This window comes from uncultured Thalassolituus sp., assembly GCF_950066645.1.
Classification (GTDB): Bacteria; Pseudomonadota; Gammaproteobacteria; order Pseudomonadales; family Oceanobacteraceae; genus Thalassolituus.
Genome location: NZ_CATMFB010000024.1, coordinates 1 through 20,008, shown reverse-complemented (window position 1 = coordinate 20,008; position 20,008 = coordinate 1). Strand labels below are relative to the sequence as shown.

At 53.1% G+C, this 20,008-nt stretch carries 17 protein-coding genes; 4 read left to right on the top strand and 13 right to left on the bottom strand.

Annotated features, from left to right (window positions below; translation table 11 throughout):
• Nucleotides 1-11: 11 nt before the first annotated feature.
• The 10 genes from Q1L85_RS16040 to rpsB form a co-directional block, all read right to left on the bottom strand.
• The gene (locus tag Q1L85_RS16040) at nt 12-509 is read right to left on the bottom strand and encodes an OmpH family outer membrane protein (RefSeq protein WP_300427011.1); all 498 of its coding nucleotides are present in this window, start codon (nt 507-509) and stop codon (nt 12-14) included.
• Between the two features lie 27 nt (nt 510-536).
• Complete coding sequence (gene bamA / locus Q1L85_RS16035) at nt 537-3,095, bottom strand: outer membrane protein assembly factor BamA (protein ID WP_300427013.1); 2,559 nt, start codon at nt 3,093-3,095, stop codon at nt 537-539.
• A 26-nt stretch (nt 3,096-3,121) separates the two neighbouring features.
• Nucleotides 3,122-4,462: an RIP metalloprotease RseP gene (rseP, locus tag Q1L85_RS16030; RefSeq protein WP_300427015.1), complete on the bottom strand. Its 1,341-nt coding sequence runs from the start codon at nt 4,460-4,462 to the stop codon at nt 3,122-3,124.
• Nucleotides 4,459-5,640: a 1-deoxy-D-xylulose-5-phosphate reductoisomerase gene (gene ispC / locus Q1L85_RS16025; RefSeq protein ID WP_300433589.1), complete on the bottom strand. Its 1,182-nt coding sequence runs from the start codon at nt 5,638-5,640 to the stop codon at nt 4,459-4,461. Before ispC ends, rseP begins: the two co-directional genes overlap by 4 nt.
• On the bottom strand, nt 5,637-6,482 hold the full coding sequence (locus Q1L85_RS16020; protein WP_300427017.1) for a phosphatidate cytidylyltransferase: 846 nt from the start codon (nt 6,480-6,482) through the stop codon (nt 5,637-5,639). Before Q1L85_RS16020 ends, ispC begins: the two co-directional genes overlap by 4 nt.
• A 1-nt stretch (nt 6,483) precedes the next feature.
• The gene (gene uppS, locus Q1L85_RS16015; protein ID WP_300427023.1) at nt 6,484-7,230 is read right to left on the bottom strand and encodes a polyprenyl diphosphate synthase; all 747 of its coding nucleotides are present in this window, start codon (nt 7,228-7,230) and stop codon (nt 6,484-6,486) included.
• Between the two features lie 15 nt (nt 7,231-7,245).
• Nucleotides 7,246-7,803 (bottom strand): ribosome recycling factor, encoded by a 558-nt coding sequence (gene frr / locus Q1L85_RS16010; RefSeq protein ID WP_300427018.1) that lies wholly within the window; start codon nt 7,801-7,803, stop codon nt 7,246-7,248.
• Between the two features lie 4 nt (nt 7,804-7,807).
• A complete protein-coding gene (pyrH, locus tag Q1L85_RS16005) occupies nt 7,808-8,539 on the bottom strand; it encodes a UMP kinase (RefSeq protein ID WP_300433588.1) in 732 nt (243 codons plus the stop codon).
• Nucleotides 8,540-8,666: 127 nt separating this feature from the next.
• Nucleotides 8,667-9,521, bottom strand: coding sequence for a translation elongation factor Ts (gene tsf / locus Q1L85_RS16000; RefSeq protein ID WP_300433587.1), 855 nt, complete (start codon nt 9,519-9,521; stop codon nt 8,667-8,669).
• A 79-nt stretch (nt 9,522-9,600) separates the two neighbouring features.
• Nucleotides 9,601-10,338 (bottom strand): 30S ribosomal protein S2, encoded by a 738-nt coding sequence (gene rpsB, locus Q1L85_RS15995; RefSeq protein WP_300433586.1) that lies wholly within the window; start codon nt 10,336-10,338, stop codon nt 9,601-9,603.
• A 286-nt stretch (nt 10,339-10,624) separates the two neighbouring features.
• Between rpsB and map the strand changes: the two genes are divergently transcribed.
• The 3 genes from map to Q1L85_RS15980 all read left to right on the top strand — a co-directional run bounded on the left by map (nt 10,625) and on the right by Q1L85_RS15980 (nt 15,036).
• Nucleotides 10,625-11,404, top strand: a complete 780-nt coding sequence (gene map / locus Q1L85_RS15990; protein ID WP_300433585.1) for a type I methionyl aminopeptidase — start codon at nt 10,625-10,627, stop codon at nt 11,402-11,404.
• Nucleotides 11,401-14,097, top strand: coding sequence for a [protein-PII] uridylyltransferase (gene glnD, locus Q1L85_RS15985; protein WP_300433584.1), 2,697 nt, complete (start codon nt 11,401-11,403; stop codon nt 14,095-14,097). The genes map and glnD overlap by 4 nt, the downstream gene beginning before the upstream one ends.
• A gap of 96 nt (nt 14,098-14,193) precedes the next feature.
• Nucleotides 14,194-15,036: a pirin family protein gene (locus tag Q1L85_RS15980; RefSeq protein ID WP_300428301.1), complete on the top strand. Its 843-nt coding sequence runs from the start codon at nt 14,194-14,196 to the stop codon at nt 15,034-15,036.
• Nucleotides 15,037-15,038: 2 nt separating this feature from the next.
• On the opposite strand, the gene Q1L85_RS15975 is transcribed toward Q1L85_RS15980, so the two are convergent.
• Nucleotides 15,039-16,382, bottom strand: a complete 1,344-nt coding sequence (locus Q1L85_RS15975; protein WP_300428300.1) for a DEAD/DEAH box helicase — start codon at nt 16,380-16,382, stop codon at nt 15,039-15,041.
• 162 nt (nt 16,383-16,544) lie between these two features.
• Here Q1L85_RS15975 and Q1L85_RS15970 point away from each other — a divergent pair, with 162 nt between their 5' ends.
• Entirely contained in the window at nt 16,545-17,375 is an 831-nt protein-coding gene (locus tag Q1L85_RS15970; RefSeq protein WP_300428299.1) for a M48 family metallopeptidase, read from the top strand.
• A gap of 21 nt (nt 17,376-17,396) precedes the next feature.
• Here Q1L85_RS15970 and Q1L85_RS15965 read toward each other — a convergent pair whose 3' ends face one another.
• Nucleotides 17,397-18,431: a hypothetical protein gene (locus tag Q1L85_RS15965; protein ID WP_300428298.1), complete on the bottom strand. Its 1,035-nt coding sequence runs from the start codon at nt 18,429-18,431 to the stop codon at nt 17,397-17,399.
• A 1-nt stretch (nt 18,432) separates the two neighbouring features.
• Complete coding sequence (locus Q1L85_RS15960; RefSeq protein WP_300428297.1) at nt 18,433-19,584, bottom strand: hypothetical protein; 1,152 nt, start codon at nt 19,582-19,584, stop codon at nt 18,433-18,435.
• Between the last annotated feature and the right edge of the window lie 424 nt (nt 19,585-20,008).

Below are 20,008 nucleotides of genomic sequence, written 5' to 3'. Positions count from 1 at the left end.
TGATGTCCTGATTACTTTTTCTTGTTCAGGCGCTCAATCAGGAGCTTAGTGATATCAGCTTTTGGAGAGGAGAAGATCGCGGCCTGAGCGTTCAGTACGACGTCGTACTTACCTTCGTCGATAATCTCTTTCAGAGTCTCTTCCATAGAAGGCAGCTGTTTGTTGAACAGCTCACGCTTCCAGCCTTCTTCCAGCTGCTGCAGTTTGCGGCCGTAGAACTGATATTCCTGAGTTTTCTGCTCCATATCGTTGGTGATTTTACGGCGCTCTTCTTCGCTCATAATGTCACCTTCTTTATCGAGACGGGTTTTCGCCGCCATCAGGGATTCCTGCAGGCTGTTCAGCTTGTCCAGTTCCGCCTGATTGGCTTTCTTGAATTCCTGTACTGCTGCTTTTGCAGCATCAGAAAGAAACAGCGCGCGCTCCATATCGACCACTGCTACTTTTGTATCTGCTGCCACTGCCACATTCATTGCCGCTGCAGCGACCAAAGCAATTAACCAACGCATTCCATTCTCCTCGTGTTGTATTTATCGTCAGAAGACCTGACCGAGAGTAAACTCAAAGCCTTCGGTCTTGTCACCATCTTTCTCGTTAAGCGGGAAAGAGTAGGTAAATGTCAGTGGCCCGATCGCGGTGATCCAGGTCAGGCCAAGGCCGGTACTCAGACGGATTTCATCCGGGTCGATTCCCTCATCACAGAAAGGATGAGTCGTCAGAGTCGGGATATCAATGTCTGATGGTACATAGCATTCGTTTGTAAAAGTATTACCCGCGTCGAGGAATACGACGCTGCGCACAGAACTGCGATCTTCAATAAATGGCGTCGGGAAAATAAGTTCCAGACTGCCTTCCATCAGCATGTTACCGCCCAGTGAGCGTTCAGACTCAAGGAAGTAAGGCCCTGTCACGACAGAACCTGAGCTGTCTGTTTTATAGACCGGCGAATATTCTGCTGTATTACTGATCGCCTGAGTACCGCCGTCTGCGTCTTCAATATACACAATGGAAGGCGCTGCATCGTCAACGACAGGACGACCAAAGATATCGGTTTCGTAGACGAAATCTCCATTGCTGTCGGATTCAGCAACATCCACGACAACGTATTCAGGCAGTCCCTTTGGCCCGAGGCTGTTGCTCTGGTAACCACGTACGGATCCCATACCGCCTGAGCGGAAATTCTTGAAGAACGGCAGGCGGTCAAGGTCTCCGTAGCCGTCGCCATAGCCAAGGTCTGTACGGATGCGGAACGTCCATTCGTTGCGGATCGGGAAGTAATAGTTCGCTGTGTAGGATAATTTGTAGTACGTCAGGTCACTGCCTGGAATTGCGATATCACCACTGACTTTCTGCTCCATACCCGCCGTCGGGAACAGCCCCCGGTTAAGGTCACTATAGCGCCAGTTCAGCCCCAGAGAATACTCGTCGAATACATCACCTTCATTCTCGATGAAATCGATGATTTCCGCAGGCACCGTGACCCCGGTAAACATCTCAGTGTTGGAATAGCCGATGGAGAACGACAGTCGCTGCTGACGTGAAATCGGATATCCGAAGGTCACGTTGCCGCCATACGTATTTGTCTGATAATCGCTCACTGTGCTCAGACTTTCGTAATCCGTTTCCCGATAAAAGAGGTTAAAGCCACGGCTCACGCCATCAATGGTGTAGTACGGATTAAGATACGAGAAATTGTAAGACTGCAGAGTATCTGTTTTCTGCACCCCAAGAGACATACGGTTACCGCTGCCCATGAAGTTATTCTGGCTGACGCTCGCGCCCAGAATCATCCCTGAGCCCGCAGCGTAACCGACGTTAAAGTTCAGACTGCCACTGAGCTGCTCTTCAACGTTGTATTTCACATCGATCATGTCGTCAGTCCCGGGAACTGGCGGTGTTTCGACATTGACGCTTTTGAAAAAGCCGAGCTGATTGAGGCGGTTCTTGCCGGATTCAATCTTATCGGTTGACGCCCAGCCGCCTTCCATCTGAATCATTTCGCGGCGCAGTACTTCGTCTTTGGTGCCGTCGTTGCCACTGAACTGAATGCTGCGCACATAAGTACGCTTGCCCGGTTCTACGTAAAAGGTCATGTCCACCAGACGGGCTTCGTCGTCAATTTTCGGAATGCCATTCACTTTTGCGAAGGTATATCCCTCATTGCCCAGGCGTTTGGTCATCAGGTCACTGCTGAGCGTCACTCGGCGACGGGAAAAGGTATCGCCTTCTTTCAGAAGGTAAAGGCGCGTCAGATCGTCCTCATCAACCACCAGGTCACCCGCCAGTTTCATATCGCGGATACTGTAAACTTCCCCTTCCGTGACATTCACTGTGATGTATACGCCTTTCTTATCCGGCGAAACAGAAACTTGGGTAGATTCAATGTTGAAGCGTATATAACCACGATCCAGGTAGTAGGAGCGCAGAGTCTCAAGATCGCCAGCGAGTTTTTCGCGGCTGTATTTGTTATCGCTGGAATACCAGGACCAGAAATTCGTTGCCTGCAGGCTGAGAGGCCCCAGCAGCTCTTCGTCGGTGAAGACTTCGTTGCCGACGATGTTGATATGGGCAATGGAAGCGATATTGCCTTCGTCGACATCAATTTTCAGTGACACCCGGTTGCGGGGCAGCGGTGTCACTTCCGTTTCGATGGACGCATCATAGCGGCCCTGAGCCACATACTGACGCTCAAGTTCAAGAGAGATGCGTTCCAGTGTCGCACGTTTGAGTACCAGCCCTTCCGCAAGACCACTTTGTTTCAGGCCATCCAGCAGTGCTTCTGTCTGAATCGCTTTGTTGCCATCAATTTCTATACTGGTAATGGTCGGCAGCTCGACCAGCTGAATAATTAGGACGCCACCATCGCGGTAAAGAGAAATGTCGTCAAACAGGCCTTCACGGAACAGTCGGCGTGTCGCTTCTGCCAGACGCTCATCGTCAACCTCATCGCCAGCCGTCACCGGAAAGGCTTCAAATACAGTACCCGCAGACACACGCTGCAGACCTTCAAGTCGGATATCTTCTACAACAAAGGAAGACGCCAGCACCGACGCCGGAAACATCCCCAAAAAAAGCAAAGCCAGCCAGAAGCGCATGTAACAGTAAATCCCGTGACAGCCGGTCAGAGCCGGCTGATATCGTTATAAAAAGCCACCACCATCAAGGTCAGCAGCATAACCATGCCCACCTTCACCGCGGCAATCTGAACCGATTCGGGCAGAGGTTTGCCCCGCACCAGTTCAGCCAGATAAAACAGTATGTGCCCACCGTCGAGCATAGGTACCGGAAGCAGGTTCAGTACCCCAAGAGAGACACTCAGCAAAGCCAGGAACCCAATAAATGCTTCCATTCCACCTGACGCTGAAGCGCCGGCTACTTTAGCAATCGTGATTGGGCCACTCAAGTTCTTTACCGACACATCACCTGTGATCATTTTCCACAGGGATTCCAGCGTGAAGACGATCAACTGTCCGGTTTTTTCCAGCCCCATGACCAACGCCGGGCCCACTCCGGGCTCGCTTACGCGCAACCAGCTCTCAGGAATATCAGGCGCTTCAGCCATAACGCCGATCTGACCGATCACTTCGCCACTGTCCAGGGTGATGGCTTTGGGCCGCGCTTCGAGGCCGATCATCTGTTCGTTGCGAAGAACATCGACAAAGACAGTCTGATCCGGCGCTGCCCGGATCTGGTCTACCCAATCTGCCCAGTCATTCACCGGAGCGCCATTAACGGCGACTATTTCATCGCCCGCCAACATGCCCGCTTTCTGAGCCGGAGAATCATCCATCACCTGACCAATCCGCAGAGGAAGATCGGGCAGACGCGGAGACACACCAATCCCCGAAACGGGTTCAGGGGTATCGGTATCTCCCAACCAGTCTCTGAGCGCCAGAGTCACATTACGGGTGCTGCCTGCTTCATCTCTGACGGCCAGCTCTACATTGGTCGTCTCACCGATGTAGCTCAGCAGATGCCAACTGACGTCCTGCCAGGACTGCGCCGTCTCGCCGCCGACAGAAAGAATCTCGTCTCCCGGATAGAGACCGGCAACGGCTGCCGGCGAATCTTCATCGACGCTACCAATCACAGGCACCAGCCCGGTGGTACCACCTAAAAAGAGCATCCAGTAAACGAACACGGCAAATATGAAATTCGCCAGAGGGCCTGCGGCCGCAATCGCAATGCGGGCCCAGGGAGACTTACTGTTGAATTCCTGATGACGAAGATGCTCTGGTACCGTGGCTTCACGGCTATCGAGCATTTTTACGTAGCCACCCAGAGGAATGGGCGCCACGGAATATTCAGTGCCCTGCTTATCCTTAAGGGAGAACAGTGGCTTACCGAAGCCCACAGAGAAACGCAGTACCTGAACTCCACAACGACGGGCAACCCAGAAGTGACCATACTCGTGAATAACCACCAGAATGCTGATAGCAACGATGAATGACAGCAGGGTCACTGACTTACCTCCGCGATTGTTTCCCGGGCCCGGCTTCGCGCCCAGGCATCCGCCGACAGGATGGTTTCAATATCATCCGCCGCGACGGGACGATGTTCTGACATAACCCGGGCAATCAGGGTAGGAATATCATTAAACGGGATTTGTTCCTGTAAAAAAGCGTCAACAGCCACTTCGTTCGCTGCGTTCAGCACGGCAGGCATGGTCCCGCCAGCAGCGAATGCCTGCTTGGCCAGCCCCAGACAGGGAAAGGTTTCTTCATCTGCGGCTTCAAAATTCAGGCGGGCTATTTCAAATAAATCGAGCGAGGCAACCCCGGCTTCAATACGCTCTGGCCAGGCCATACCGTACGCAATGGGAGTACGCATATCGGGCTGCCCTAACTGCGCCAGCACCGAGCCATCACAGTACTGCACCATGGAATGAATCACGCTCTCCGGGTGCACCACGACCTGAACATCATCGGCCTGACAGTTGAACAGAAAACAGGCTTCAATTAACTCCAGCCCTTTGTTCATCAGGGTGGCGGAGTCAACTGAGATTTTTGCCCCCATCGACCAGTTCGGATGAGCAACGGCCTGGGATGGTGTGACGTCCTTCAGTGCCTCTGAAGTACGCCCGCGGAATGGACCGCCAGACGCTGTCAGTAAGATCTTGCGGATACCTTTCTCAGAGAGATCTCCGGCGTAATCAGCCGGCATGGACTGAAATATCGCATTGTGTTCGCTGTCGATCGGCAGGAGCTCAGCGCCGCCACGACGGATCGCCTCCATGAAGAGTGGCCCCGCCATCACCAAACTTTCTTTATTCGCCAGCAGAACCCGCTTGCCGGCTTCCGCCGCTGCGAGTGTTGGCAACAACCCAGCCGCGCCGACAATCGCTGCCATGACCTGATCAACCTCAGCCGCAGAAGCAACATCAATGAGGGCATCAGCACCCGCGAGAACCTGAGTGGTGGCGTCGGAAGGCAGACCTGCACGCACGCTTTCTGCAGCCTCTGCGTCAGTCATCACAGCAAACCGGGGAGAAAATTCAGCAATCTGTGCCAGCATGTCCTCTGCCCGGCGAGCAGCGGTCAGAGCATAGACGCGATAACGGTCAGGGTGACGCCGGACAACATCCAGTGTGCTGCAACCAATCGAACCTGTGGAGCCAAGAATCGTGAGCCATTGGCTCATGCAACCAGCCCCCACTGCAGCACCATCATCATAAAGGCAAAGACGGGTACTGCCGCCGCCATGCTATCAATCCGGTCCATCACACCACCATGCCCGGGAAGCAGCGATGAACTGTCTTTGATACCGCGGTGGCGCTTCATCATACTTTCGACCAGATCACCCAATACAGAGATCACCATAGTCACGACTGTGATGGCAAAAATCTTGAGTGCCTGAGCAGTATTGAGCGCCTGCAGCTGGCTATCAACGTACCAACAGGCGAATGCCGCCAGTACGAGTGTGGTTGCCAGACCGCCCCAGAAGCCGGCCCAGGATTTGCCCGGACTGACGTTAGGTGCAAGTTTGGTATTGCCCCACTTACGACCAGCAAAGTAAGCGCCGGTATCTGCTCCCCAGACCACCAGCATGACGTAGATAATTAACAGTGAACTGTGGGGTTCTTCCTTGAGGTGCATAAAGCCAACCCACATAGGAATAAGTACACACAAACCGAGAAACGCCCGGATAACACGGGCATTCCACAGGTCGGTACCGCCGGGATAGCGTTTCACCAGGGCAAACGCAACAACCCACCACAGGGTCCCCGCGGCGAGGAACCAGATTTTATATTCCGGCCAGACGCGCAGAAACCGCGCACTGATGTAGAGACAGACAAACACAAATACGGCGTAGAGAACCCGGCTCCAGTTCTTTTTGTAGCCGGCAATATTGGCCCATTCCCATGCCCCCAGACTGGCAATGATCCCGATAAATACAGCGAAAGGTTTGAGCTCCAGGAAGAAGATCCCAAAAATCATCACCGGCGCGAGCACCAGTGCGGTCAGAACGCGCTGCTTTGTCACTTTATTCAGATCCCTTCAACTGGTCGTCAGTCCGTCCGAATCGCCGTGTTCTCGCGGCGAATGCGGCTAACGCCTTTTTATATTCTTCTTCTTTAAAATCCGGCCAGAGTGCATCACTGAAGTAAAACTCAGCGTATGCGGTCTGCCAGAGCATGAAATTACTGATGCGCTGCTCACCGCCTGTGCGGATCATCAGATCAGGCGCTGGAAACTCGTTCAGCCAGGTATAACGATGGAGAGTCTGCTCATCGATGTCGGCAGGTTCAAGACGTCCGGCCTTAACTTCTTCAGCCACTTTACGGGCTGCCTGAGCGATGTCCCACTGACCACCATAATTTGCGGCCACGACCAGTGTCATGCTGTCGTTGTCGCGGGTCAGTGCTTCGGCTTCAGCGATCAGCCCCTGAATCTGAGCAGAAAAACCAGACAGGTCTCCCATCACTACGAGGCGGATATTATTTTTGTGGAGTTTCTTCACTTCACGCTGCAGTGCCATGATAAACAGCTGCATTAACGCCCCGACCTCATCCTCCGGGCGACGCCAGTTCTCGCTGCTGAACGCGAACAGTGTGAGGACTTCTACGCCCTCACGGGCGGATGTCTCAACGACAGCACGGACGGCATCAACGCCAGCTTTGTGTCCCGCAACGCCGGGCATAAAACGCTTTTTAGCCCAACGATTGTTGCCATCCATAATGATGGCAACATGGCGCGGCACACTTCCCTGCGCCGCTGAGGTGTGGTCGATACTGGTGGACATGAATCAGACCTTCATCAGGTCTTTTTCTTTCTCTGCCAGCAGTGCATCCACCTGCGCGATATATTTATCGGTCAGCTTCTGCATCTGATCTTCCGCACCACGCGCTTCGTCTTCAGTGATCTCTTTATCCTTCAGCAGATCCTTGAAAGTGCTGTTCGCATCACGACGGATATTCCGCACAGAGACACGGCCTTTCTCTGCTTCAGAGCGCGCCTGCTTGATGTAATCCTTACGGGTTTCTTCAGTCAGAGCTGGCATCGGCAGACGAATGGTATCGCCGTTAGTTGCAGGGTTGAGACCCAGGTCAGACTTCAGAATTGCACGCTCAATCTGTGGAACCAGGTTCTTTTCCCATGGGTTGATCGCCAGTGCACGGCCATCTTCCACAATTACGTTCGCGACCTGGTTAATCGGGGTCGGAGTGCCGTAATAATCAACCATCACGTTATCCAGAATGGCTGGATTCGCACGACCGGTACGTACTTTCTTAAAGGCATCGATCAGAGCATTCACGCTCTTGGACATACGATCTTCAGCATCTTTATGGATTTCGTTGATCATGCTTTTAATCTCCACTCACAATCAGGGTGCCATCGCTGCCGCCTGTCATCAGACGACCCAGCACACCAGTTTCGTTCATATTGTATACGCGCAATGGCATCTTGTGATCCTGGGCCAGAACAATAGCCGTCAGATCCATCACGCCCAGTTGTTTTTCCAGGACTTCGGCGTACGTGAGAGTATCGTACTTCTGCGCCGTTGGGTCCTTTTTAGGGTCTGCAGTGTAAACGCCGTCGACGTTGGTCGCTTTCAGTACGAGATCAGCGTTAATTTCAATGCCACGCAGACAGGCAGCGGAATCGGTAGTAAAGAAGGGATTGCCGGTACCGGCAGAAAATATAACAACATCCCCCTGATTCAGCGCACGAATAGCACTGCGACGATCATAATGATCAACAACACCGCTCATCGGAATTGCGGACATCACGCGGGTTGGCATGTTGGCGCGCTCAAGTGCGTCACGCATCGCCAGCGCATTCATCACAGTCGCCAGCATCCCCATGTGGTCACCAGCAACACGATCAAGGCCCGCTTCGCTCAGCGCCTTACCACGGAACAGGTTGCCACCGCCAATGACGAGACCAACCTGCACACCTATACCCCGGAGCTGACCGATTTCAAGCGCCATACGGTCAAGGACCTTAGGGTCGATCCCGAAATCGAGCTCTCCCATAAGAGCCTCACCACTGAGTTTCAGCAGAATTCGCTTGTATTTCGGACTTTTTTGCTCGGCCATGACAAATGTCTCCAGAAAGATAGGAAAGCTTATACACCCACGGCATAAGCCAGATAAATACAAATATGCCGGGCAAGCCCGGCATATGAATGGGTATTCACATCGCGTGAACTACCCGCAGCTACGATCAGCCTTTCAGCTGAGCAGCAACTTCTGCAGCGAAGTCAGTCTTCTCAACTTCGATGCCTTCGCCTACTTCCATACGCAGGAAGCTGACAACTTCGGCACCGCCAGCTTTAACCAGCTGACCTACAGTCTGGTCAGGGTTCTTAACGAACGGCTGATCCAGCAGGCTGTTTTCTTTCAGGAACTTGTTGATACGACCAACCATCATTTTCTCAACAATTTCTTCTGGCTTGCCAGCCATGTCTGGCTGCGCCTTGATGATTTCTTTCTCTTTCTCGAGAACGTCAGCAGGCATATCTTCACCACGAACAACGCGTGGGTTAGAAGCAGTAACGTGCATAGCAACGTCTTTAGCCAGCTCTTCGTCACCCGCAGTCAGCGCAACAATACATGCGATCTTGCCGTTAGAGTGAACGTAAGCACCAACAACTGGCGCTTCAACTACTGCCGGACGACGAACAGTGATGTTTTCACCGATTTTCTGAACCAGAGCTTCACGAGCTTCTTCCAGTTCGCCAGCCATCAGAGCAGCGACGTCGGTTTCTTTTGTTTCAGCCAGTTTGGCAACGACTTTGTCAGCGAATGCTGCAAAGTTAGCATCGCCAGCAGCGAAGTCAGTTTCAGAGTTAACTTCAACGATTACCGCAGAACCGTTGTTAACAACAACACGCAGCTTACCTTCTGCAGCAGTACGGTCAGCTTTCTTAGCTGCTTTCAGACCGGAGTTCTTACGCAGGTCTTCGATTGCTTTATCGATATCACCTTCAGCAGCGGTCAGTGCTTTTTTGCACTCCATCATGCCAAGGCCGGTACGCTCACGCAGCTCTTTAACCAGGGCAGCAGATACGTTTGCCATGTTGAATTTCCTCTTGATTTAACTTGTCAGTAAACGTTTTAAAAAAAGGGGCCAGGCCCCTTTTTCGATTCCGGTCTGATTACTCAGCCGCAGGTGCTTCGTCGGCTACAGCGACGAACTCATCTGCAGAAGCACCGCCCTGCTTGCCTTCCAGGATCGCGTCTGCCATGGCAGTTGCGTAGATCTGGATTGCGCGGATCGCATCATCGTTACCTGGGATAACATGATCAACACCGTCAGGGTTAGAGTTAGTATCAACAATACCTACAACCGGGATACCCAGCTTGTTTGCTTCCTGAACAGCGATACGCTCGTGATCAACGTCGATTACGAACAGAGCATCAGGCAGACCGCCCATCTCTTTAATACCACCGATAGAACGCTCGAGCTTATCCATTTCACGGGTACGCATCAGAGCTTCTTTCTTGGTCAGCTGTTCGAAAGTGCCGTCCTGCTTCTGAGCTTCAAGGTCACGCAGACGCTTGATGGACTGACGGATAGTCTTGTAGTTGGTCAGCATACCGCCGAGCCAGCGGTGAGCAACGAAAGGCTGGCCAGAACGCTCTGCCTGCTCTTTCATGATCTTGCCCGCAGCACGCTTGGTGCCAACGAACAGAACCTTGTTGTTCTTGGAAGCCATACCTTCAACCAGCTTCAGAGCGCCGTTCAGTGCTGGAACAGTCTGCTCAAGGTTGATGATGTGGATTTTGTTACGTGCGCCAAAGATGTATTTGCCCATCTTTGGGTTCCAGTAACGAGTCTGGTGACCGAAGTGTACACCTGCTTTCAGCAGGTCACGCATGCTTACTTGTGCCATGATATTTTTACCTTATATAGGGGTTAGGCCTCCACGCACCCTCAGCACCGACCTGCGGTTAAGCAGGCACCCCGGCACTTCGTTACAGTGCGTGTGTGTTATTACGTTATACCGGTCTCTCCGGCATACGGCGTCGAGCGCGGGCGCTTTATACCACTTTTACTCCAGCCGCACCAGCCCCGGGATACTTAAGGAGGGTATGGATTGATGAAGGTAGCGGTTCAACATATAGCCATCTGGCAGTACAATAGCCAGATTGAATGACATAACGGAATCGCAGGTACCGATGAGCGTCACGATTAACACGGCGGAAGACATCGCCAAGATGAGGGTAGCCGGCCGTCTGGCGGCCGAGGTGCTGGAAATGATTGGCGAGTATGTAAAGCCGGGTGTATCCACGGGCGAGCTCGACCGGATCTGCCACGACTACATTGTCAATGTGCAGCACGCCATCCCAGCTCCGCTGAATTACCACGGCTTTCCTAAGTCGATCTGCACATCGATCAACCAGGTCATCTGCCACGGTATTCCCAGTGACGACAAGATCCTGAAGAAAGGCGACATCGTTAACATTGATATCACCGTCATCAAGGATGGTTATCACGGTGATACCAGCGCAATGTTCTGCGTCGGTGAGGTTCAGCCTGCTCTCGAACGCCTCATCCGGGTCACCCAGGAATGCCTCTATCTGGCCATTGATATGGTCAAACCCGGCGTTCGCCTCGGTGATATCGGCCATGCCATCCAGACACATGCCGAAGGCAATCATTACTCGGTTGTACGCGAGTATTGTGGACACGGTATCGGTAAGAACTTCCACGAAGACCCTCAGATCCTGCACTACGGTAAGCCCGGCACAGGCATGGAGCTGCAGGAAGGTATGATTTTTACTATCGAGCCAATGATCAACCTGGGCACCCGCCACAACAAGCTGATGAAAGATGGCTGGACAGTCGTCACGAAAGACCGCAAGGCCTCAGCACAATGGGAGCACACTATGGTCGTCACGGCTGATGGCGTTGACGTGCTGACCCGACGGAAAGAAGAAGAGCAATTCTGGAAGTGAGTAACGGGCAGGCTGCTCCAGCACTCCCGGAACTGGACGAAGACGTACTTTATCAGCAGCTCACCGAGCGGGGCCTGCCCCTGCCCGTGATCAAACCTGAGTTGACACGCATCCGCGAAGAAGCCAATGCGTACTTCAGAGAAACCCTCGATGCTGACACTCTGGTGCCGCTGCGTGCAACTCTGATGGACCGCGTTCTGCGTGCTTTATGGCGGTTCCGCAATCTGCCAGCGGAAGGGCTGGCACTGATTGCTGTCGGCGGCTATGGGCGCGGCGAACTCCACCCCTACTCTGATATCGATGTACTGATACTGGCCCGCAGCGAAGACGACATCAACAACAATGCCAGCGACCTGCAGGACTTCATCACCCTCCTCTGGGACCTGAAACTCGATGTTGGACACAGTGTCCGCACACTTGCCGAATGCGTCTCCGAGGCCAGCGGCGATCTGACCATCATCACGAACATGATGGAGAGCCGCACCCTGGCGGGAGACACATCGCTCCACCCTGATCTGAAAGACAGTGTCGCCGCAGACAGAATCTGGCCGGCTGCATCCTTCTTTGAGGCCAAGTGGACCGAACTGAATCAAAGACACGACAAACACAACAGCGCCGAGTACAACCTGGAGCCGAATGTTAAAAACTCTCCGGGCGCACTTCGCGATGTACAGACCATCAGCTGGGTGGCTATGCGTCACTTCGGTAAAGGCACTCTGTCCAACCTCCAGGACAGCGGATTCCTTACGTCGTTTGAATACCAGCGCCTGGCGAGCAGCGTCAGCTTTCTCTGGCAGGTCCGGTACGCACTGCACATGCTTGCGGGGCGCGAAGAAGACCGTCTGCTATTTGATCTGCAGAAGCAGGTCGCAGAGTTGCTCGGTTATCGCGACAACAGCCGCCAACTTGGCGTAGAGCGGTTTATGTCACAGTTCTACCGCCATCAGCTCTCGACCATACAGTTGTCTGAGATGCTACTGATGCATTTCAACGAAGATTACATGAAGTGCAACGATAACCAGTTTCAGGCGGTTAATGAGCACTTCGTGCTCTGTAATGGTTATCTGCAACTGAAAACCCCTGGCCTGTTCCGCGATGAACCTGTGTGGCTGCTGAAGGTCTTTGTTCTCCTTGCACAATTGCCTGATACCCGAGGGATGCACTCCAGTACCATCCGCGCACTGCGGGATAACCGCAATATGATCGATGACGACTATCGCCAGAACCCTGAGCATAACGCCACGTTTATGGCCCTGCTCCGCAACAAGTCACGGGTAGTCCGCGAGCTCTCACGGATGATGCGTCATGGCATTCTGGGTCGCTACATTCCGGAGTTTGGCCGTGTCATTGGCATGATGGAATACGACCTGCTGCACAAATATACGGTCGATGATCATAGCTTCCGTATGATCCGCCTGCTCAGACACTTCCGTTATGGCGATGTTCGGGAGCAGTTTCCTATCGCCTCTCGACTGATTCACAAAATTCAGAAAAAAGAAGTCCTGTATCTCGCCGCTCTGCTTCACGACACAGGCAAAAGCATGGAAGGCGATCACTGCCTTCACGGCGGGGAGATTGCCGAAGCGTTCTGCAGACAACATGCACTCAAACCCGCCGACACTCACATGGTCAGCTGGCTGGTCAGCAATCACCTGCTGATGTCCGACGCGCTGCAGAAGTATGATCTGAGTAACCCGGAAGACATACATCAGTTTGCACTCGAAGTGGGCGATCAGTACCACCTGGATATGCTCTTCCTGATCTCTGTTGCAGATACGCACTCGACGAATCCTGATCTCTGGACGCCATGGCGCGCAGAACAGATGCGAAGCCTTTACCGCAGTACACAGGCGGCGCTGCGTCGCGGCCTGGAAAATCCACTGCACAAAGACGAAGTCATTGAGGAAATTCAGCAGGAGGCCATTGCCCAGCTGAAAGACTACGGCCTGCCTGAATCCCGTGTCCGTGAAATATGGGGTGTCCCCGGAGATGACTACTTCCTGCGTGAAGGGGTAGACAACATCGTCTGGCACACCCGTGAGATAGATTCACACGGCAGCAGCGAAAAGCCGCTGGTATCCATCCGCCAGACCTCCGACCGGCAGTTTGAAGGGGCGACACAGATTTTCATTTTTATGAAAGATCAGCCGAATCTCTTCGCCGTCACAACCGCCACGCTGGATCAGCTCAATCTGAATATTCAGGATGCACGCATCATGACCTCAGAAGCTGAAAACAATGCGGTAGATACCTATATTGTTCTCGACGAGAACAATGAGGCAATCGTTGATCCGGAGCACATCCGCTCCATCAGAAATACGCTGTGCGAAGCACTGGCTGAGCCAGAAGACTACAGCACGATTATCCAGCGCCGCACCCCCCGGATGCTCAAGCAGTTTATGGTGCCAACCCAGGTGACGATCAGTAATGATCCGATCCGCAAGCGCACCGTGCTTGAAGTCGTGGCAGCTGACCGCCCCGGGCTTCTTGCCCGTATGGGTAAGATACTGGCAGAGCATAATGCTCAGCTACAGGGCGCCAAGATCCTGACCGAGGGCGAGCGGGTCTCGGATATCTTCTTTATCGTTGATCAGAACAACGAACCTTTCTCTGACCCTGACTTCTGCCAGGCGCTTACCGATGCTGTCGAAAAAGGCCTGGATCAGCAGGTCGAAGAGCAGACGGCCGTCTGAAGCAGAACAATGCGTTCTGACGGCCCTGCTCGGCAGTAACGGGTTTTTCCGGTTAAATTATTAAGACATGCCCTAGTAGTCATTCCCGGAGGCAACATGACGCAACGCACCCTCGAAAGCTTTATCCGCAGCCACCCGAGCTCTGACGGCGACGGCGTAAAAATCCGCCGGCTGGCGCTTTTCAATCAGCGCCAGGCCGATCCGTTCCTGATGCTCGACGAGCTGGTGTCCGACGATGAAAAAGACTACATGGGCGGCTTCCCACCTCACCCACACCGTGGCATGGAAACACTGACGTACCTGCGCAAAGGCGCCCTGATACATCGGGATCATCTCGGTAACCGTGGGGAAATCCGCAGCGGTGGCGCACAGTGGATGTCCGCCGGCAAAGGCATCATTCACAGCGAAATGCCTGAACGGGATCTCGGAGGGCTGCACGGCTTCCAGCTCTGGATCAATCTCCCGGCAGCCGAAAAGATGTGTGACCCGAAGTACCGTGATGTGACCGCGGAGGAAATCCCGGTAGTCACACTCAACGACGAAATCACGGCCACTGTGATTGCCGGCGAATGGAATTTTGAGGAAGGACAAGTAACGGGCCCACTGATGGACCTTTCAGCCTCTGCGGGCTACCTGGATCTGTTTATCCCCGCCGGCGCTTCCATTGCCCTGCCCGTAAACGACGGAGAGCGCGCAATCGCCTATGTCTATCAGGGGGCGCTGAGTACCGGTCAGACACTGCCGGACAAAACATTGCTTGTGTATTCAACGCAAGGAGATGAGGTCACTCTGAAGGCCGACAGCGACAGCCGTGTGCTCTTTCTCACCGGGCAGCCTATTCTCGAGCCAGTGGCGCATTACGGTCCCTTTGTAATGAACACCACAGAAGAAATTGAACAGGCCATCCGCGACTACAACAGTGGCCAGTTCGGGCGCTGATCTCAGGATTCAGCCGAGGGCTTCTTACGCTTCACTGGCGCAAAGCCCTCGTTATCCATCAGAGTACCTGTGGATTTAGGCCGGGATGGACGTGGGCCAAGTTTCTTCTTCGCAGACGGCGCTTTCTTAGCACCCACTTTTTTATTGTCTTTCGTCTTTTTCTTCTTAGGCCCCGCCGCCTTACCAGACGCCTTCACTTTCTTCGGCCCGGTATAGTTGCCCTTCAGCTCTTTGATCGTCCGGGGCTCCATCTCCTGTTGAATATAACGCTCGATGGCAGCTTTAAGGTTCCACTCGCGGGGAGAAATCAGGCTGATTGCCAGCCCCTGACGCCCTGCACGACCCGTACGTCCGATCCGGTGGATATATTCATCCCCCTTACGGGCCAGATCGTAGTTGATCACCAGATCCATGCCATCAACATCAAGACCACGGGCCGCCACATCAGTTGCAATCAGAACGTCACGGCGCCCCTCACGCAGACATTGCATGACATAATTCCGCTCATCCTGAGTCATGTCGCCATGCAGCATAGCGACACCGTTGCGATGCCGGCGAACAAACTCTGACAGACGCTCAACCTCAGTACGACGGTTAACGAAAATAATTGCCTTACCGAAGGTCTCATTAGCCAACAGCCAGGTCAGCAAACGGTCTTTATGGCTGTTGTCGTCGGCGAGAATACGTTGCTGAACAATAAACTCGTGCTGCTCCTGCACACTCTGGGTAGTGATCTTAGACGGTGAACGAAGCCAGGAGCGGGCAATACGTCCGACACCTTCATGTCTTAACGTGGCAGACAACATCATGGTCTGACGCTCGGAACGACACTTACCGACAATGATCTCCATGTCTTCGGAGAAGCCCATGTCCAGCATGCGATCCGCTTCATCAAGAATCAGAAACTCCAGATCTCCCAGCTCGACGGTATCCCGCTTGATATGATCGACCAGGCGCCCGGTCGTCGAGATCAGGATCTCAGGATTTTTACGCAGCATAGATGCCTGATACTTAAACTCCTCTCCGCCTGTCAGCACACCGACATTAAGAGACGTGAGATCCGTCAGCTTCTTCGCCTCTTTAAAGACCTGGCGAGCCAGCTCCCGGGTAGGAACGAGCACAAGCGCCCTAGTTGCAGAGTCCGGAGCTTCGACCGATAGTAACTGCTGCATAACAGGCAACAGGTACGCCAGTGTCTTGCCGCTACCGGTCTCTGCACAGACCTGAAGGTCTTTACCTGCGACCGCCAGAGGGATGACCTCAGCCTGAACTTCTGTTGCTTCAGAGATGTTCTGTTTTTCCAGTCCCAGCAACAGGCGCTGATGTAATTCTGTTTTCGCAAACACAGGCGGTCTTCTCGTCAGAGTAAAAGGAGCATTATACCAGACTCTTGAGAATATCCCGCGCATCTGCCCACACGGAACCATCAAAGGCAGGCTGTAACTAAACAGACTGAAGCCTTACACTGGCGCCATTATTTTCGTCAAAGGAACGCAAAGGACACTCCGATGAAACCATTGATTCTCGCCTCACTGATCGGTGCCACCGTCGCGGGCTGCGCAACCACGCCAACAGGTCGCTCACAGTTAATGATAGTGTCGCCTGATTCTGCCATTGTGGAATCTCAGAAAGCCTACGCCAGCACAGTCGGCGAACTGGATCAGAATAATCAACTGCTGACGGACCCCTCCTGGGTAAAACGTATTTCCGATATCACGGGTCGCCTCGTGACGGAGGCCATCAAGCTTCAGCCGGAAACTAAAAACTGGGAATGGAGCGTCGCCATTATTGATGATCCAAACACCCTGAACGCCTGGTGTATGGCCGGAGGACGCATGGCGATTTACAGCGGCATCGTTACTCAACTCAATCTGACAGACGATGAAATCGCACAGATCATGGGACACGAGATCTCTCACGCACTTGCCAATCACACCGCTGAGCGCATGTCGCGTGCCGTTGTGTTAAATGCTGGCCTGCTGGCGGCAGGCGCGGTGACGGATAACAACGGCATGGTTCTTACTGGCACGGCGATGGCCGCAAAACTCGCACTTGAACTGCCAAACAGCCGTACTGCAGAATCTGAAGCGGATGAGATCGGAATTAAGCTCGCGACGCTCGCAGGCTATAAGCCGGACGCTGCGGTTTCTCTGTGGAATAAAATGCAGAAAGCTGGAGGCGGTGGAGGCCCGGAATTCCTGAGCACTCACCCATCTCCGGGCAATCGGGCAAAAACTCTGGGCAAGCTGGGCGGCGACATGCTCGCACTGAATCCTCAGCTGAAGAAGTCAGCGGTATACCCCATTACGATTGTCACGGATGCCGCACAAGCTCAGTAACCGTGAGCTGACCAGTATGGATCACAGATCCATACTGGTTATTTTGAAATACTGAGCACGGAAACCGTTCACAATTGTCTCTCCAACCGTGTTCTGCCCTACCTGAATATTGCCTATGTAGATATTGCTCTTCGGTGCATTGGCGTAATAATCATCGTAGAACTGCTGCATGGCAACGCTGTCGGTTGTATCAATCCCCAGGGGCGTCGGATCGGGTGCTGTCAGCTCCAGTACAAAGTTGCCGTCTGACGTTGCACTGAACTTAACAGGTTGAATTTCACCGTACCCGATATTCAGATCGAGCAGCAGGTTGTCTATATTCAGAACCGACGTTGTGTTGTTGCAGACGCCATTACAGACATCGATATTTAACTCTTCAGCAAACAGGGCAAGGCGGAGATTCCCGCTCAGTTCTGACTGACCGTTTTCATCCGGTGACGACCACAGCCGCAAGTGCGTCCCATCCACGTACATACCGCGGATATCAATGTCGAGTACATCTTCCCGACCAGACGCGAAAGCAAACCGGAAGCGTGAACCAACATCCGCACCCGACCTGCGCTGAGCCGTGCGGGTCGCACAATCAGATGCGGCACCCATTACGCAGTCAGTGACATAGCTGACGGTATCCTGTGCGGGTGATTCGTAGTCTGACGTTGCAAACTCAAGTAATGCCAGGTCATCTCCGATTGCAGCATATTCACCAGAGTGCACAGCCTCTCCACCCGCCGACCAATCGGCCGTTCCGCGCTGTGAGCTGATCGTCCAGGGATTAAAATAATTACCGATATCGACCGGCGTTTCTACCGTACCGTTCTGGCTACCCTCACCCATGATGTAGAGCTCACTCCAGCCGATCTCAACCGGGTTACCACTGGCATCATTGATCTCAGAGACAGTCAGAACAGCGCTGTCGGAATTAAATACAAAGTCCTCTATGACAAGACCAAGCCCTTCACCGGTCGCGTCAGCCAGCTGAGAGTCATCCATGACCTGCAGGTCAGCCTTCGCGGAAGCCGCTAACAAACCAAAGCCCAACAAAGCGACATATTTCATCTCAGCACCCCTTCAGCTGGCCAACACAGGTAGCAACACGGGCGGTACCGTTGGTTGCTTCCTCAAGAGTGAGATAGAGCGGATATTTGGTTTCTGTTCCGGACTGATAGCGGGCGATATTCATATACGCCCCACGCTCAGTCAGGATACGGTCAGTGCCAGGAACCCCCGACAAATCTTCCCAGGGCACAGCCTCCGTCTGAACAGAGACAAATACTCCCGAAGCCGACCCCTCTTCAAAAGACGCATCGCGATCGCCAATGTATATCGACTGATAAATTCGGGTACGGAAACAGCCTGGTGTTCCCGTCACTTCACAGTCATCGGCAACGGTAAGCAGAGGAATCAGAGACGCAACAAGCCCGGATTCATCCGAGTCGAAATTACGTCCGTTCGGGACGCCGAACCAGGACGCACGCTTGAGGTAGGTAGTATTGAGATCTTCAGCACCGTTACCGGTAGAGGCATCCAGCAGGTCTACCTGAGTATAAATCTCGGTCCCCTGAGCCAGCGATAAAGCGATACAGTTGAATAATCCAGCGCCGGGACAGTTCTGGCTATAAACAAGACCCGCATCTCCACGAATCTCGCCTTCAATCTTCCCGGTAAGTGCAATCAGGTCGCCAGAGAGATCCCCCTGAGCGCGCTCGAACCCGAAACGCACACCGGCCACTCTGCGCTCACCGTTTTCTACTTTGTATGCCAGTTCAATATACGGATTCTGAGCCTTGAATGGAGCGTACTCAGCGTTGGCAGCGTCGTTATAGTTATCAACCCGGCCCAGTGCAAAGTTGTCGATCATGATATCCGCGTCGTACACCAGCGCTTCGCCGTTCTCATAGATAATATTGCGGTCATCGTCTGTGACAGGCACCGTACCGTCCTCATAGGCTGTACGCTCAAACTGCCCAACACGCAACTCATCAATATTGAACACCGTCTCCAGCTCCATACCGAGCGAAACCGTAGTGAACTCATACTCACCAGACCATTGACCGCTTCCTGAGCTGTATGAGTCATCCTGGATATTGATAAACGCCTGGCCGGTGACTTCTGACAGCCCACGATCAGTCAATGCTTCTAAAGCCCATATCGACGGAGATAACGAAACCGCGGTGACAAGTGCAACCGTCCGGAAGGTAGCGAGAATCATGCTTAATCCATACTTATTCTTAGACACATGTAAGATTAGACGAATATCATTTATCCAATCAGGTAGATTTGTGTCATAAATAGGTGAAAAAAAGACATCTTTTCAGGCCATCTTCAATATATTCAGCACCATATCAGGCCACATTAAAAATAAAGAATACTAAAGGCCTATGATTTGCTTAAGACAGGTGTCTCATAAGTAGCGCAGCACAACACATACAGATGTGACCAAATGAAAAACCCCTGACCACATTAGTGATCAGGGGCTTTGAATAGACCGGGGTCGCGCCCGACCTTGACGTGTTCGTCAAGCTCGCAATGAAAAAACCCCCGACTGCGTGAGCAATCGGGGGTTTTGAATAAGAGCTTGACGATGACCTACTCTCACATGGGGAAGCCCCACACTACCATCGGCGATGCTGCGT